Below are 13,848 nucleotides of genomic sequence, written 5' to 3' on the forward strand. Positions count from 1 at the left end.
TGCGGCAAGAAGTGATTTCGGAGCAATCTATGAAAGCAATGATGGTGTCGAACCCCGGCCTGCGCCGCTTCCTGGCGGCCGCGACGGCGGGGCTCCTGATAGCGGCCGCCTTCGCGCCCGCCTCGCAGGCGCAGACCGCTGCGGCCGAAACGCCCACCCCGACGGTGGCGTTGCCTGACTTCACCGGCATCATTGAAAAAGCCGACCCGGCGGTCGTCAACATCCGCACCACCGCCACCGTGCCGATCCGTGGCGTCGGCCCTGGCGGCAACGATCCGGCGGAGCTGTTCCGCTGGTTCTTCGGCCCGGATTTCCAGCCGCCGGGCCAGCAGTCGCCCAATCCGCGCCAGCGTCCGCAGCCGCAGCAGCCTGAGGAGCGTACCGTGCCGCGCGGCGTGGGCTCGGGCTTCTTCATCTCCGAAGACGGCTACATCATGACCAACAATCACGTGGTCAGCGATGCAACCGACATCTACGTCACCCTGACCGACGGCCGCGAATTCAAGGCCAAGGTCATCGGCACCGACGAGCGCACCGACGTGGCGCTGATCAAGATCGAAGCCAAGGACATGACGCCGCTGGTGATCGGCGATCCCAAGAAACTGAAGAAGGGCCAGTGGGTGCTGGCGATCGGCTCGCCGTTCGGCCTGGATTCCACCGTGACTTCGGGCATCGTCAGCGCGATCGGCCGCGATACCGGCGAATACCTGCCGTTCATCCAGACGGACGTGGCGGTCAACCCGGGCAACTCGGGCGGCCCGCTGATCAACCTGGCGGGCGAAGTCGTGGGCATCAATTCCCAGATCATCTCGCGTAGCGGCGGTTTCATGGGCATTTCGCTGGCCATCCCGATCGATGAAGCGATGCGGGTGGTGGACCAGTTGCGTGCCACCGGCAAGGTCACGCGCGGCCGAGTCGGCGTGCAGATCGGCGAAGTCGGCAAGGACGTGGCCGAGGCCATCGGCCTGCCCAAGGCCGAGGGCGCGCTGGTCAGCAGCGTCGAAGTGGACGGCCCGGCCGAACAGGCCGGCGTGCAGCCGGGCGACGTGATCCTGACCTTCAACAAGGAACCGATCAAGCGCTGGTCCGATCTGCCGCGTATCGTTGGCGAAACCAAACCCGGCACGCGCGCCGACATGGAAGTGTGGCGCAAGGGCAAGAAGATGACCCTGTCGGTCAAGGTCGGCGAGATTCCGGTCGACAAGGCCGCCCCGGGCAAGAAGGGCGCGCCGCCCGCGCCGGAAGTGACCAACGCGCTGGGCCTGGGCGTGATCGACGTGCCCGCCGACGTTCAGAAGAAGCTGCGCATCAAGGGCGGGGTGCAGGTCAAGGTCGCCGAAGGCGCGGCAGCCAAGGCCGGCCTGCAGGAAGGCGACATTGTGTTGGCCCTGAACGACACCGACGTCACCGGCGCCAAGCAGTTCGCCGAGCTGGTCGGCAAGCTGGACAAGGGCCGCGCGGTCGGCCTGCTGGTGCGTCGCGGCGAGCAGACCCAGTGGGTGGCGGTGCCCGCAAGCAAATAAGGCGCAAGACCGGCTAAAATGGCTGATTGCCGCAAGAGGGGGCGCCTGGCGCCCCCTCGTTTTTGCCCGGCCCTCCCGCCAGATGCCGTCCGCAGCCCGCCGCAAGCGTGGCCCGGCGGCGGGCGTGCCGGCCGAGTGGCCCCAACCCGTCAGCCGTGCCTACCCTGGTGGCGGCGTCTTCCGGCAGTTTGCCGAATGTTCCGTCCCTTTTAAATTCAAGCATGCAGCATATTCGCAACTTCTCCATCATTGCCCACATCGATCACGGCAAATCGACCCTGGCCGATCGCCTGATCCAGCGCTGCGGCGGATTGGCGGATCGCGAAATGTCGGCCCAGGTGCTCGACTCCATGGAGATCGAGCGTGAGCGCGGCATTACCATCAAGGCCCAGACGGCGGCCCTGCACTACAAGGCGCAGGACGGCAAGATCTATAACCTGAACCTGATCGACACCCCGGGGCACGTCGACTTCTCGTACGAAGTCAGCCGCTCGCTGTCGGCGTGCGAAGGCGCGCTGCTGGTGGTCGACGCCTCGCAGGGCGTCGAAGCGCAGACCGTGGCCAACTGCTACACCGCCATCGAGCTGGGCGTGGAAGTGCTGCCGGTGCTGAACAAGATGGACCTGCCGCAGGCCGATCCGGACAGCGCGCGCCAGGAAGTCGAGGACGTCATCGGCATCGACGCTTCGCAGGCGGTGCTGGCCAGCGCCAAGACCGGCATGGGCATCGACGAGATCCTCGAGTCCATCGTCGCGCGGGTGCCGCAGCCCAAGGGCGATCCCGATGCGCCGCTGCAGGCGCTGATCATCGACTCGTGGTTCGACAACTACGTTGGCGTGGTGATGCTGGTGCGCATCGTCAACGGCATGCTCAAGCCCAAGGACAAGATCCTGCTGATGGCTTCCGGCGCCACCCACCTGTGCGAGCAGACCGGCGTGTTCACGCCCAAGTCGCAGCAGCGTCCGCACCTGTCGGCGGGCGAGGTGGGCTTCATCATCGCCGGCATCAAGCAGCTCGAGGACGCCAAGGTCGGCGATACGGTCACGCTGGCGAGCAAGCCGGCCGCCGAGCCGCTGCCCGGCTTCAAGGAAGTCAAGCCGCAGGTGTTCGCCGGCCTCTATCCGGTCGAGAGCTCCGAATACGACCAACTGCGCGATTCGCTCGAGAAGCTCAAGCTGAACGACGCGGCGCTGATGTTCGAACCCGAAGTGTCGCAGGCGCTGGGCTTTGGCTTTCGCTGCGGCTTCCTCGGCCTGCTGCACATGGAAATCGTGCAGGAGCGCCTGGAGCGCGAGTTCGACATGGACATCATCACCACCGCGCCGTCGGTGGTGTACGAGGTCGAGCAGCGCGATGGCTCGGTGATCACCGTCGAAAGCCCGTCGCGCATGCCGGAAATCGGCAAGATCGCCGACATCCGCGAGCCGATCGTGAAGGTCACGCTGTTCATGCCGCAGGACTACGTCGGTCCGGTGATGACGCTGTGCAACAACAAGCGCGGCGTGCAGATCAACATGAGCTATCACGGCCGCCAGGTGCACCTGGTGTACGAAATCCCGCTGGCCGAGATCGTGCTGGACTTCTTCGACAAGCTCAAATCGGTGTCGCGCGGCTACGCCTCGATGGACTATGAGTTCCTCGAATACCGCTCGGCCGACGTGGTGCGGGTGGACCTGCTGATCAACAACGACCGCGTCGACGCGCTGGCCGTGATCGTCCACCGCAGCAACGCCCGCCATCGCGCCCGCGACGTGGTGACGCGCATGCGCGGCCTGATTCCGCGGCAGATGTTCGACGTGGTGATCCAGGCGGCCATCGGCGCCGAAATCATCGCCCGCGAGAACGTCAAGGCGCTGCGCAAGAACGTGCTGGCCAAGTGCTACGGCGGCGACATCTCGCGCAAGAAGAAGCTGCTGGAAAAGCAGAAGGCCGGCAAGAAGCGCATGAAGCAGGTCGGCACGGTGGAAATTCCGCAAGAGGCCTTCCTGGCCATCCTGCAAGTGGAAGACAAATAGAACCCGAGAAGGCGGTTAGCTGATGAGTTGGAACTTTGCCCTGATCCTGTTTGTTCTGCTGGTGCTGACCGGCATTATCTGGGCGCTCGATCTGGCCGTATTGCGGCGCGGCCGCGAGCGCCGGGCGCAAGAGGCGATGGCGCAGTACGACGCGGCGCTGATCGGCGATTCGCAAGAAGCCGAGCGCCTGCGGCGCGAGGCCGGCGACAAGGCCCGCCGCGTGCCGTGGTGGATCGAATACGCGGTCAGCTTCTTCCCCGTGATCCTGTTCGTGTTCGTGCTGCGCTCGTTCGTGGTGGAACCGTTCCGCATTCCGTCGGGCTCGATGCTGCCGACGCTGCAATCGGGCGACCTGATCCTGGTGAACAAGTTCAGCTATGGCCTGCGGCTGCCGGTGATTGACAAGAAGGTCGTCGAGATCGGCAAGCCGCAGCGTGGCGATGTGTTCGTGTTCCGCTATCCGGTGGATCCGGACGTCGATTACATCAAGCGCGTGGTGGGCCTGCCTGGTGACGAAATCGCCTACCTCGACAAAAAACTGTACGTGAACGGCCAATTGGTGCCACATACGCGCGACGGTGACTATTTCGAACCTGATCGTGTCTCCTATATTGCACAATATAAGGAGAAATTGGGCGAAGTTAGCCACAATATCCTGCTTGATGAGAGCCGGCCGCAGGAATATCGCCCGCAGTACCAATTTCCCAACCTCGGGAACTGCCAATATTCCCGCGATGGGGTACGCTGCAAAGTACCCGAGGGGCAATACTTCGCCATGGGCGATAATCGGGATAACAGCGCCGACAGCCGATATTGGGGTTTCGTGCCGGAATCCAATATCGTCGGGAAGGCCTTCTTCATCTGGATGAATTTCAGCGATCTCAGCCGCATTGGCCGGTTCAACTGATTATGTCGCTAGCCACGCTAGAAAACCGGCTGGATCACCACTTCGGTGACCCAGCACTGCTTGAACAGGCGCTGACCCACCGCAGCCATGGGGCGCGCCACAACGAGCGCCTGGAGTTCCTCGGGGATTCCGTGCTCAACTTCGTCGTCGCGGCGATGCTGTTCGAGCGTTACGCGAAGATCGACGAGGGCGATCTGTCGCGCCTGCGCGCCAACCTGGTCAAGCAGGCTTCGCTGGCGGACATCGCCCAGCGCCTGGAGCTGTCCCAATACCTGCGCCTGGGCGAAGGCGAACTGAAGAGCGGCGGTTTTCGCCGGCCGTCGATCCTGGCCGACACGGTCGAAGCCCTGTTCGGCGCCGTGTTCCTGGACGCCGGCTTCGACGCCGCCCGCCGCGTGATCGTGCGTCAGTACCAGCCGGTGCTGGCCTCGGTCGACCCCAAGACCCTGGGCAAGGACGCCAAGACCTTGCTGCAGGAATTCCTGCAAGGCCGCAAGCTGGCCTTGCCCGTGTACACCGTGGTGGCCACGCATGGCGCGGCCCACAGCCAGCAGTTCGAGGTCGAGTGCGCCATTCCGGCGCTCGAGATCAAGGTGAACGCGCCCGGCGCAAGCCGCCGCGCGGCCGAGCAGTCGGCCGCCAAGCTGGCGCTGGAGGCCGCGCAGGCCATCAGCCCGGCGTCCAAGGCCGCCCGCAAGTCGGGCAAGGCGCGCAAGACCGCGCAGTTGTCGCTGCCCGTGGCAGTGTCCCAAGAGACTAAATGAGCGATACCCCTTTCCGTACCGGTTTCGTGGCCATCGTCGGCCGCCCCAATGTGGGCAAGTCCACGCTGACGAACGCGCTGATCGGTTCCAAGATCTCCATCGTGTCGCGCAAGGCGCAGACTACGCGCCACCGCATCCACGGGGTGCTGACGCGCGACCACGAACAGTTCGTGTTCGTGGATACGCCGGGCTTCCAGACGCGCCATGGCGGCGCCATGAACCGCATGATGAACCGCGTGGTGACGCAGGCGCTGGCCGACGTCGACGTGGTGGTGCACGTGGTCGAGGCCGGCAAGTGGTCGGAGGGCGACGCCAAGCTGCTGCCGCTGCTGCCTGCGCCGGAGCGCACCATCCTGGTGATCAGCAAGATCGACGCGCTCAAGAACCGCGATGAGCTGTTCGCCTTCGTCTCGAAGATCATGGCGTTGCATCCGTTTGGCGCCGTGGTGCCGGTCAGCGCCACCAAGAACCAGCAGCTCGACCAGTTGCTGCAGGAAATCGCGGCGCGCCTGCCGGAAGGCGAGCCGATGTTCGAGGAAGACACCCTGACCGACCGGCCGATGCGCTTCATCGCCGCCGAACTGGTGCGCGAGAAGATCTTCCGCCTGGTCGGCGACGAACTGCCCTACGGCTGTACGGTCGTGATCGAGCAGTGGGAAGAGACCGACAAGGGCGCGCGCATTGCCGCCTGCGTCGTGGTGGAGCGCGACAGCCACAAGCCGATCCTGCTGGGCACCGGCGGCATGCACATGAAGCGCATCGCCTCCGAGGCGCGGCAGGACATTGCCAAGCTGCTGGACAAGCCGGTGCACCTGGAGATCTACATCAAGGTGCGCAAGGGCTGGTCCGACCGCGAGAGTGCGCTGCGCGACCTGGGCTATGAGTAAACGGGCGCCTCGCGTCCAGGATCGCCCGGGATACATGCTCCACGCCACCGCGTGGCGCGAGACGTCCCTCATCGTTCAGACTTTCTCGCGCGACCACGGCTGTGTGGCCATGGTCGCCAAGGGCGCCAAGCGCCCGTATTCGGTGCTGCGTCCGGTGCTGTCGGCGTTCCAGCCGCTGCTGCTGTCGTGGACCGGCAACGGCGAGGTCAAGACCCTGACCCGCGCCGAGATCATGGGCGTGCGTGCCCTGAACGGCACCGCGCTGATGTCGGCGTGGTACATGAATGAACTGCTGTTGCGCCTGTTGCCGCGCGAGGATGCCCATCCGCTGCTGTTCGACGCCTACGACATGGCGCTGCAGCAGTTGTCGGGCGGCACGCGCGCGGCGGGCGCCTTGCGCCGCTTCGAATGGACGCTGCTGCGCGAGACCGGCTACGGCGTGGATGAGGCGGAACCCGATTTCGACGATCCCGTCATCGAGCCGGCCCTGCGCCGCGACCTGCGCGAACGCCTGGCCGAGAACCTGGCGGGCCGGCCCCTGGCCACGCGCCGGGTGCTGATGGACCTGCAGCGCATCTGAACCCGCGGCGCGCCTGCCATGACCTTCACGCTCAAGCAGGTCGAGACCTTCCGCACCGTCTATGAAACGGAAAGCGTGACCGCCGCGGCGCGGCGGCTCGATGTGTCGCCGGCCACGGTCAGCGCGACGCTGGCCGCGCTCGAGGCCAGCATCGAATTGCGGCTGTTCGAGCGCGTGCGCCAGCGCATGCAGCGCACGCCCGAGGCCACGCTGCTGTACGAGGAGATCCGCCGCCTGAACGTCGGCCTGGAAAGCCTGGGCCGCAAGATCCGCGCGATCCGCGGCGCGGCCCAGCCGCGTCTGCGCATCGGCTGCATCCATGCCTACAGCGGGGCGGTCGTCAGCGATACCATCGCGCGCTTTCGCGAGCGTTATCCGGACACGCCCCTGTATCTGCAGATCCGGGATTCGAACACACTGCGCGACATGGTGGTGTCAGGCGAGCTGGACTTGGCCGCCGTGGCGGATGAGTCGGAGCTGGAGGGCCTGCGCGGCCATCGCCTGGCCAGCCTGCGGGCCGTGACGGTGTTCCCGGACGGTCATCCGCTGGCGCGCCTGGAGCAGGTCGGACTGGCGCAACTGGCCGAGGTGGATGTGATCGCCCTGAATGCCGAGGATGCCTCGCGCCAGCGGCTGGACGCGCTGGTGCTGCAGGCCGGCCTCGGCCTGCGCGTCGCGATCGAGACGCCGTACTCGAGCACGGTGTGCCAGCTTGCGCTGGCCGGCCATGGCGTCGGCATCGCCAACCCCGCCACCGCGGTGGGGCTGGAAGCCGCGGGCTTGTGCCACCGGCCGCTGGCTGCGCCGGTGCATTTTGAATGCCACATGATCCTGCATGGCAGCCGGCCGCTGTCGGAGGCTGGCAAGTACTGGGCGACCTGTCTGCGCGCGGCGTTGGCGCCGTTGGTGGAACGCTACGGTGTCAAGCGCGGCTGACGGGCTCGCGGTCCGCGCAGCCGTTGCCGCCGCCTAGCCGCGGCGGCCGTCCGCCGTCAGGATCAGCACCACCGACGATTCCGCATCAAGCTGGCCGGCGCGGCGCAACCGCGTGACCGCCGCAAGCGCGGCGGCCGATGACAGTTCCGTGGCCAGGCCCAGGCGCTCCAGCCGCTGCTGCGCCTGGGCGGCGGCGGCATCGGAGACCTCGACCGGCGAGCCGCCCGAGCGCGCCAGCGCTTCGAGCGATTGCAGGGTGACGGTACCGCCGGCGATAGAGTATTGATCGGTGGCCCCTTCCCACAGGCCGCGCGCATCGCCCGCGGCGCGCGCCCGCGACAGGCGGGCGAACGGTTCCACCGCATGCAGCCGCGGCAGGCGCGGGATGCGGCCGGCGCGCAGCAATTGCTGCCAGCCCATCAGAATGCCCCACAGCAGGTCGCCGCGCGCGGTTGGCACGACGATGTCGGTGGGCAGTCCGCAGCGGTCGAACAATTCCTGCGCGATTGGTTTGTAGCCTTCGACGCCGTAGGGATGCGTGCCGACCGGCGGGTTGAGATAGTTGGTGCCGGCGAAAGCGCCCTGGTTGCGGCACAGGTCGGCGACATGGGGCCAGCGGCCCAGGCTGTCGTCGAATGCGGTCAGGCGGGCGCCGAAGCGCTGCATGGCCTCGCGCTGCAGCGGCGGGCAGTTGCGGGTGATGGCGATGTCGGCCTGCAAACCGGCGGCGGCGCAATAGGCCGCCAGCGAGACGCCGGCATTGCCGCTGGAAGCCGCGGCCACACGCGTGGCGCCGGCCAGCCGGGCGCGCGACACCAGTTGCGCGGCCATGCGGTCCTTGTGGCTGCCGGTGGGGTTGGCGCTCTCGCATTTGAGCCAGAGCCGTCCCACGCCCTCCGCCTGCGCCAGCGCGGGCGCATCCAGGCAGGGCGTGGCGCCTTCGCCGAGCGTGACGGGGCCCAGCACCGGCAGGTCGATTGCGTCGCCGGAGCCTGCGGCGTACTGGCATTCCAGCGACGCGGGATGGCCGGCCTCCAGGCAATGCGGGCAGCCTTCCGGGTAGTCGGCGGGCGGCAGGTGGCTGTCGCAGCGGATGCAGCGCAGGCCGGACAAGCGGGGGTTCATCAGCATGGGTCAGTACAACGAGGCAAGGGAGTCCAGGGGAAGGGCGGGGGCGACCTGCAGCAGGCAGTCGCCGTCGTCGCTGCGGGCGATGGCGCGCAGGCAGACCACGGTGCCGGCCTGCGGGCTGGCGAGAGCGCGCGCGGGCAGGTCGGGGCGGGCGGGTTCTATGAGCTGGCCGATGGTCTGGCCGGCGGTCACGGTCTGGCCCAGATCGACGGCGGGAATGAACACGCCCGGTTCGCGGCTGCGCAGGGTGGCGGCCGGCGCGTCCAGGTCGTGCAGCAACGGCGCCGGCTGGCGCGGCGTGGCGGCGGCCAGCAAGCCCAGTTCGGCCAGGCAGCCGAGCAGGCCGTCGCGGCAGCGTTCCACCAGCGCGCGGGTGGTCTCGCCGCCGCCGCCGATTTCCGCGCTCAGGCGCAGCACGCCCAGGCGGCTGGCGGCGGCAGGCATCGAACCGGATTCGCGGCCGCGAAAGAACACGCAATGCGGCAGGCCGAAAGCGCGGGCCAGGGCCGGCAGGCGTTCATCATAGGCGTCGTCGCCATAGCGGGTGATGACCGAAGACGGCAGGTAGCGCAGCGATGCGCCTCCGCTGTGGATGTCCACCAGTGCCTGGATGCGCGGCAGCAGCCGCGCCTCCAGGGCGGCGGCCACGCTCTCGGTATAGCCGCGCGCCGGCGCGCCGAGAAAGGCGCGGTTCAGGTTGCCGCCGTCGGAAGGCGACAGGCGCGTGCCGGCCAGCGAGGCCTCGGCGTTGGCGGCGGGCAGCAGGTAGACCGTGCCGCGCTGCAGGACGCCCGGCAGCAGTTGCCAGAGCTGCAGGATGGCCGCCTGGCCTTCCCATTCGTCGCCATGCACGCCGGCCATCAGCGCCACGGCCGGCCCGGGGCCGGCCTCGATCTTCAGCACCGGGATGGTGACGCGCCGGTAGGCCGACGCGTTGGTGGCGGCGGCGCAGGTGAAGTCTTCGCGGCTTACCTGGATCATGGCGTGGCCTCCGGTCGCGGGCGAGGGTGTGTCAATCCAGCGTGGTGCCGGCGGCCTTGATGAGGGTTTCCCATTTGGGCAGTTCCTTCTGGATCTGGGTCTGGACGTCGGCGGGCGCGCCGCCGAGCGGCTCCTGCGAGCGGCTGCGCAGTTCGCGCGCGACGGGTTCCGCGCGCAGCGCGGCGTTCATCGCCGCGTTCAGCCGCGCGATGACGGCGGGCGGCGTGCCGGCCGGCGCCACCAGCGCGCTCCAGGCCGATTGCTCGTAGTCGGGATAGCCTTGCTCGGCCACCGTCGGCACGTCCGGATTGGATGCCGCGCGGGCCTTGGTGGTGACAGCCAGCGCGCGCAGGCGGCCGTCCTTCAGATTGCCGATCAGGGGCGGCAGATTCTCCATCATCGAATCGACGTGGCCGCCCAGCAGGTCGGCCAACTGCGCGGCCGTGGCCTTATAGGGAATCTGCCGCACCGCCGCGCCGGTCTGGGCGATGAAAAGTTTGACGCCGACTTCGCTGGTGGTGCCGGGATCGGCCGACGTCATGGTCAGGCGGTCGGGCTGGGCGCGGCTGGCGTCGATGAAGCTCTTGAGATCGCGGTAGGGTGAGGCCGCATTGACGACGATGACGTTGGGGGTTTCGGCCACCAGGCCGATCGGCGTGATGTCGCGGTCCAGGTCATAGAGCTGCTGCTTGAAGAGATAGCGATGCAGCACCAGCGTGCCGACGTGGGCGTAGCCGATGGTGTAGCCGTCGGCCGCGGCGCGCACCAGCGCCTGGGTGCCGATGCGGCCGCCCGCGCCCACGCGGTTTTCGATCACCACCGGCTGGCCCAGCACGCGGCTCATTTCCTGGCCGACCAGGCGGGCGGTGATGTCGGCGTTGCCGCCGGCGGCGGCCGGCACGATCATCGTGATGGGCCGTTCCGGGTATTCGGCCAGCGCGGGCTGCGCGGTCAGGCAAAGCAACAGGGCGGCAAGGCTGGCGGAGCGTTTCATGACGGTTCCCGGGACGTTGAGGGCTGCGCTATTGTGCGGCGGCCGCGCGGGGAATCCGTTTGGTTTTATCAGATGGTTGTTCGATAAAAGCTAAGGCTGGGGTGGCGGCTGCCGATCGGCCTTGCGCCCCAGTCCGTAGCCGAGCGCCGCCGCAGCCAGCGCGCACAGCGCGCCCAGGAGGGCGATCAGCGCCACGCCGTGTCCCAGCGCATCGACCCCTGCCTTGACCCAGCCGCTGGCCGCGTCGCCAGCGCGGTAGACCACGGTGTCGATGACGTTCTTGGTCTTGTATTTGTCCTCGGGCGAGACCGCGGTGAAAAGCATCTCGCGTCCGGGTTTGACCAACGCGTATTCGCCGGCGCGCCGCAGGATCATGGCCACGGCAAGCACCGCGAACACCGGGTAGGCCGCCAGCGCCAGGAACGCCAGTGCCATGGCCAGCGGCACCGCCGCCATCAGGAATCGCACGCCCAGCCAGGCGGCGACGCGGCCGGTGAGGAATAGCTGCGACAACAGCGCCAGGGCCTGCACGATGAAGTCCAGCGTGGCGAAGACGCGGATGCGCTGCGCCCTGTCCGGGAAGGTTTCGGCCACCAGCCGCGCCTGCTCCATGTACAGGAAGGTGCTGAGGGTGGCCAGCAGCAGCACCAGCACGGCGATACCCAGCAGGTAAGGCGACTGGAATACCCGTGCCAGCCCCGCCAGCATGGCGCCCGGGATCGGGCGCGCCAGTTCAGCGGTCTCGGCTTCGGAGCGGGTCGCGGCGCGCCAGCGCAGCAGCCAGCGCTTGAGCGGCAGGGTGGCCGCCAGCAGCAGCGCCGACAACAGCAGCAGGCCGGCCGTGCCGAGCGTGCCCGCCAGCAGGCCGCCCAGCAAGGGGCCGCACAATCCCCCGGCGCTGGCGCCGGCGGCGATGAAGGCGAACAGGCGCTTGGCCGACGCCATGCGGAAGACGTCGGCCATCAGGCTCCAGCCGAGCGAGACCACGAACAGGTTGAAGACCGACAACCACACGTAGAAACTGCGCGCGGCCCAGACGCCATCGGGCTGCCAGTGGAACAGCGCCGCGTAGCCCGCCATGGTGGCGGCGAACACCGCGTAGGCCCAGGTCACCAGCGTGGCGCGCGGCACCCGGCCCGACAGCCAGCCGAACAGCGGCACCACCGCCAGCATGGCCAGGAACGTGGCGCTGAACAGCCATTGCAGTTGGTCAACACCGGCCTGGATGCCCAGGGTCTCGCGGATCGGCCGCAGCATGAAATAGCCGCAGAACAGGAAAAAGAAGAAGGCGAAGCCGCAGGCGCCCGCCGCCACCTCGCCGGGTTGGAGCCCCAGCGCTTGCGCCGCCCGCTGGCGCCAGGAGCCGGCGGCGCGCATGGCTTCAGCCCAGCAGGGCGGCGATGCGTTCGCGCAGCGCCGCGTCCGGTTGCGGACCGAAGCCGGCCCGCGCGTTGTCCACCATGTTGGCCGGCTTGGAGGTGGCGGGGATGACGGCGGTCACGGCGGGATGGCCGATGATGAATTTCAGGAACAACTGCGCCCACGAGGTGCAGTCGATTTCACCGGCCAGACCGGGCAGCGGCCGATCCTTGACCTGACGGAACAGCGCGCCGTCCTGGAACGGGCGGTTGATCAGCACCGCGACGCCATTGGCCTGGCAGGCCGGCAGCAGGCGCTTTTCGGCGTTGCGCGCGCCCACCGACAGATTGATCTGCAGGAAGTCGGGCTTTTCCTTTTCGACCAGCTCGGTCAGTTCGTCATGGGCGGCGTCGGTGTAGTGCGTGATGCCGAGGTAGCGCGTTACGCCCTGCTGCTTGAGTTCGCGCAGCAGCGCCAACTGGTTGCGGGTGTCGATCAGGTTGTGGACCTGGATCAGGTCGAGCTTCTGCGTCCGCAGCGCGCGTAGCGAGTTCTCGATCTGGCGCCGGGCCGCCTCGTGGCCCTGGGTGCTGATCTTGGTGGCCAGGAACACCAGCGGACGCCGGTCCGGCTCGCGCGCCAGCAGCGCTCCGGTGACGGCTTCGGCCTGTCCGTAGCTGGGGGCGGTGTCGATCAGCGAGCCGCGCGCCTCCAGCAAGGCGTCCACGACCTGCGCCAGCGGCGCCATGGCGGCCGCGTCCGAGGGCGACACATTGAAGGTGTCGGCGGTGCCCAGGCCGATCACCGGCAGCATGTCGCCGGTGGCCCCGATCGGGCGGGTCAGCATCGGCCGCTGGAGGCTCAGGGCGCTTGCCGTCCAGGGCTGGGCCAGCAGGGATGCGCAGGCGGCGGCCTGCAGGAATCGACGGCGATCAGGCATGGCTCGCTCCAATGAAAAAGGGCCTGCATGGTTCATGCAGGCCCTTGTGACTGTGACAGCCGCGCGCTTACTCGCGGTTGCCGCCGAAGATGCCCAGCAGCATCAGCAGGTTCGAGAAGACGTTGTAGACGTCCAGGTAGATGGCCAGCGTGGCGGACACGTAGTTGGTCTCGCCGCCGTTCACGACGCGCTGCAGGTCGACCAGCATGAACGCCGAGAAGATCACGATGGCCAGCACCGAGATGGTCAGCATCAGCGCGGGCAACTGCAGGAAGATGTTGGCCAGGGCCGCCACCAGGATCACGACCGCGCCGATGAACAGGAATTTCTGCAGGCCGGACAGGTCGCGCTTGATGGTGGTGGCCAGCGTGGCCATCGTGCCGAACACGATCGCGGTGCCGCCGAAGGCCGTCATGACCAGTTGCGAGCCGTTGCTGAAGCCCATCACGAAGCCCAGCAGGCGCGACAGCATCACGCCCATGAAGAACGTGAAGGCGAGCAGCAGGACCACGCCGAGCGAGTTGTTCTTGTTCTTCTCGATGGCGAACATCATGCCGAAAGCGCCCACCAGGAACACGATGGCGGACAGGCCCGGGCTGGCGCCCATGACGCGGTTGATGCCGGTGTACAGGCCGACGGCCGCGCCCAGCACGGTCGGAATCAGCGAGAGCGCCAGAAGCCAATAGGTGTTGCGCAGGACTTTGTTGCGCACGACCTCGCCCGGCGCGCCGGCGAGGGTGCCGGAACGGTTAAAGGGGGACGGACGATATTCGTTCATGGAGGACTCCTGTGTACGGCAGAAATTGATTTGCCTAGAAGGCTTAGATGCCA

At 67.6% G+C, this 13,848-nt stretch carries 13 protein-coding genes; 7 read left to right on the forward strand and 6 right to left on the reverse strand.

The window, feature by feature from the left end; genetic code table 11:
* The first annotated feature begins 29 nt into the window (after positions 1-29).
* The 7 genes from AAID08_RS06615 to AAID08_RS06645 all read left to right on the forward strand — a co-directional run bounded on the left by AAID08_RS06615 (position 30) and on the right by AAID08_RS06645 (position 7,612).
* A complete protein-coding gene (locus tag AAID08_RS06615) occupies positions 30-1,523 on the forward strand; it encodes a DegQ family serine endoprotease (protein WP_395757475.1) in 1,494 nt (497 codons plus the stop codon).
* Positions 1,524-1,744: 221 nt separating this feature from the next.
* Positions 1,745-3,538 (forward strand): translation elongation factor 4, encoded by a 1,794-nt coding sequence (gene lepA / locus AAID08_RS06620; RefSeq protein ID WP_049072171.1) that lies wholly within the window; start codon positions 1,745-1,747, stop codon positions 3,536-3,538.
* Between the two features lie 22 nt (positions 3,539-3,560).
* On the forward strand, positions 3,561-4,445 hold the full coding sequence (lepB, locus tag AAID08_RS06625; RefSeq protein WP_054501550.1) for a signal peptidase I: 885 nt from the start codon (positions 3,561-3,563) through the stop codon (positions 4,443-4,445).
* 2 nt (positions 4,446-4,447) lie between these two features.
* Positions 4,448-5,209, forward strand: a complete 762-nt coding sequence (gene rnc / locus AAID08_RS06630; RefSeq protein WP_049072173.1) for a ribonuclease III — start codon at positions 4,448-4,450, stop codon at positions 5,207-5,209.
* Positions 5,206-6,096 carry a GTPase Era gene (gene era / locus AAID08_RS06635; protein WP_054501549.1) on the forward strand — a complete coding sequence of 297 codons (891 nt, stop codon included), beginning with the start codon at positions 5,206-5,208 and terminating at the stop codon, positions 6,094-6,096. The genes rnc and era overlap by 4 nt, the downstream gene beginning before the upstream one ends.
* Positions 6,089-6,676, forward strand: a complete 588-nt coding sequence (gene recO, locus AAID08_RS06640; protein WP_054501548.1) for a DNA repair protein RecO — start codon at positions 6,089-6,091, stop codon at positions 6,674-6,676. The genes era and recO overlap by 8 nt, the downstream gene beginning before the upstream one ends.
* Before the next feature lie 18 nt (positions 6,677-6,694).
* On the forward strand, positions 6,695-7,612 hold the full coding sequence (locus AAID08_RS06645) for a LysR substrate-binding domain-containing protein (protein ID WP_054501547.1): 918 nt from the start codon (positions 6,695-6,697) through the stop codon (positions 7,610-7,612).
* Positions 7,613-7,645: 33 nt separating this feature from the next.
* On the opposite strand, the gene AAID08_RS06650 is transcribed toward AAID08_RS06645, so the two are convergent.
* The 6 genes from AAID08_RS06650 to AAID08_RS06675 all read right to left on the reverse strand — a co-directional run bounded on the left by AAID08_RS06650 (position 7,646) and on the right by AAID08_RS06675 (position 13,795).
* Positions 7,646-8,743, reverse strand: coding sequence for a pyridoxal-phosphate dependent enzyme (locus AAID08_RS06650; protein WP_054501546.1), 1,098 nt, complete (start codon positions 8,741-8,743; stop codon positions 7,646-7,648).
* Positions 8,744-8,746: 3 nt separating this feature from the next.
* Entirely contained in the window at positions 8,747-9,724 is a 978-nt protein-coding gene (locus AAID08_RS06655) for a succinylglutamate desuccinylase/aspartoacylase family protein (protein WP_054501545.1), read from the reverse strand.
* A 31-nt stretch (positions 9,725-9,755) separates the two neighbouring features.
* Complete coding sequence (locus AAID08_RS06660; protein ID WP_054501544.1) at positions 9,756-10,718, reverse strand: tripartite tricarboxylate transporter substrate binding protein; 963 nt, start codon at positions 10,716-10,718, stop codon at positions 9,756-9,758.
* A 90-nt stretch (positions 10,719-10,808) separates the two neighbouring features.
* Positions 10,809-12,095 carry an NTP/NDP exchange transporter gene (locus AAID08_RS06665; protein ID WP_064523614.1) on the reverse strand — a complete coding sequence of 429 codons (1,287 nt, stop codon included), beginning with the start codon at positions 12,093-12,095 and terminating at the stop codon, positions 10,809-10,811.
* Positions 12,096-12,099: 4 nt separating this feature from the next.
* The gene (locus AAID08_RS06670; RefSeq protein WP_064523615.1) at positions 12,100-13,017 is read right to left on the reverse strand and encodes an aldo/keto reductase; all 918 of its coding nucleotides are present in this window, start codon (positions 13,015-13,017) and stop codon (positions 12,100-12,102) included.
* 67 nt (positions 13,018-13,084) lie between these two features.
* Positions 13,085-13,795 (reverse strand): Bax inhibitor-1/YccA family protein, encoded by a 711-nt coding sequence (locus AAID08_RS06675; protein ID WP_006393496.1) that lies wholly within the window; start codon positions 13,793-13,795, stop codon positions 13,085-13,087.
* Between the last annotated feature and the right edge of the window lie 53 nt (positions 13,796-13,848).

It is taken from the genome of Achromobacter sp. EB05, from assembly GCF_044232075.1.
Classification (GTDB): domain Bacteria; phylum Pseudomonadota; class Gammaproteobacteria; order Burkholderiales; family Burkholderiaceae_B; genus Achromobacter; species Achromobacter dolens.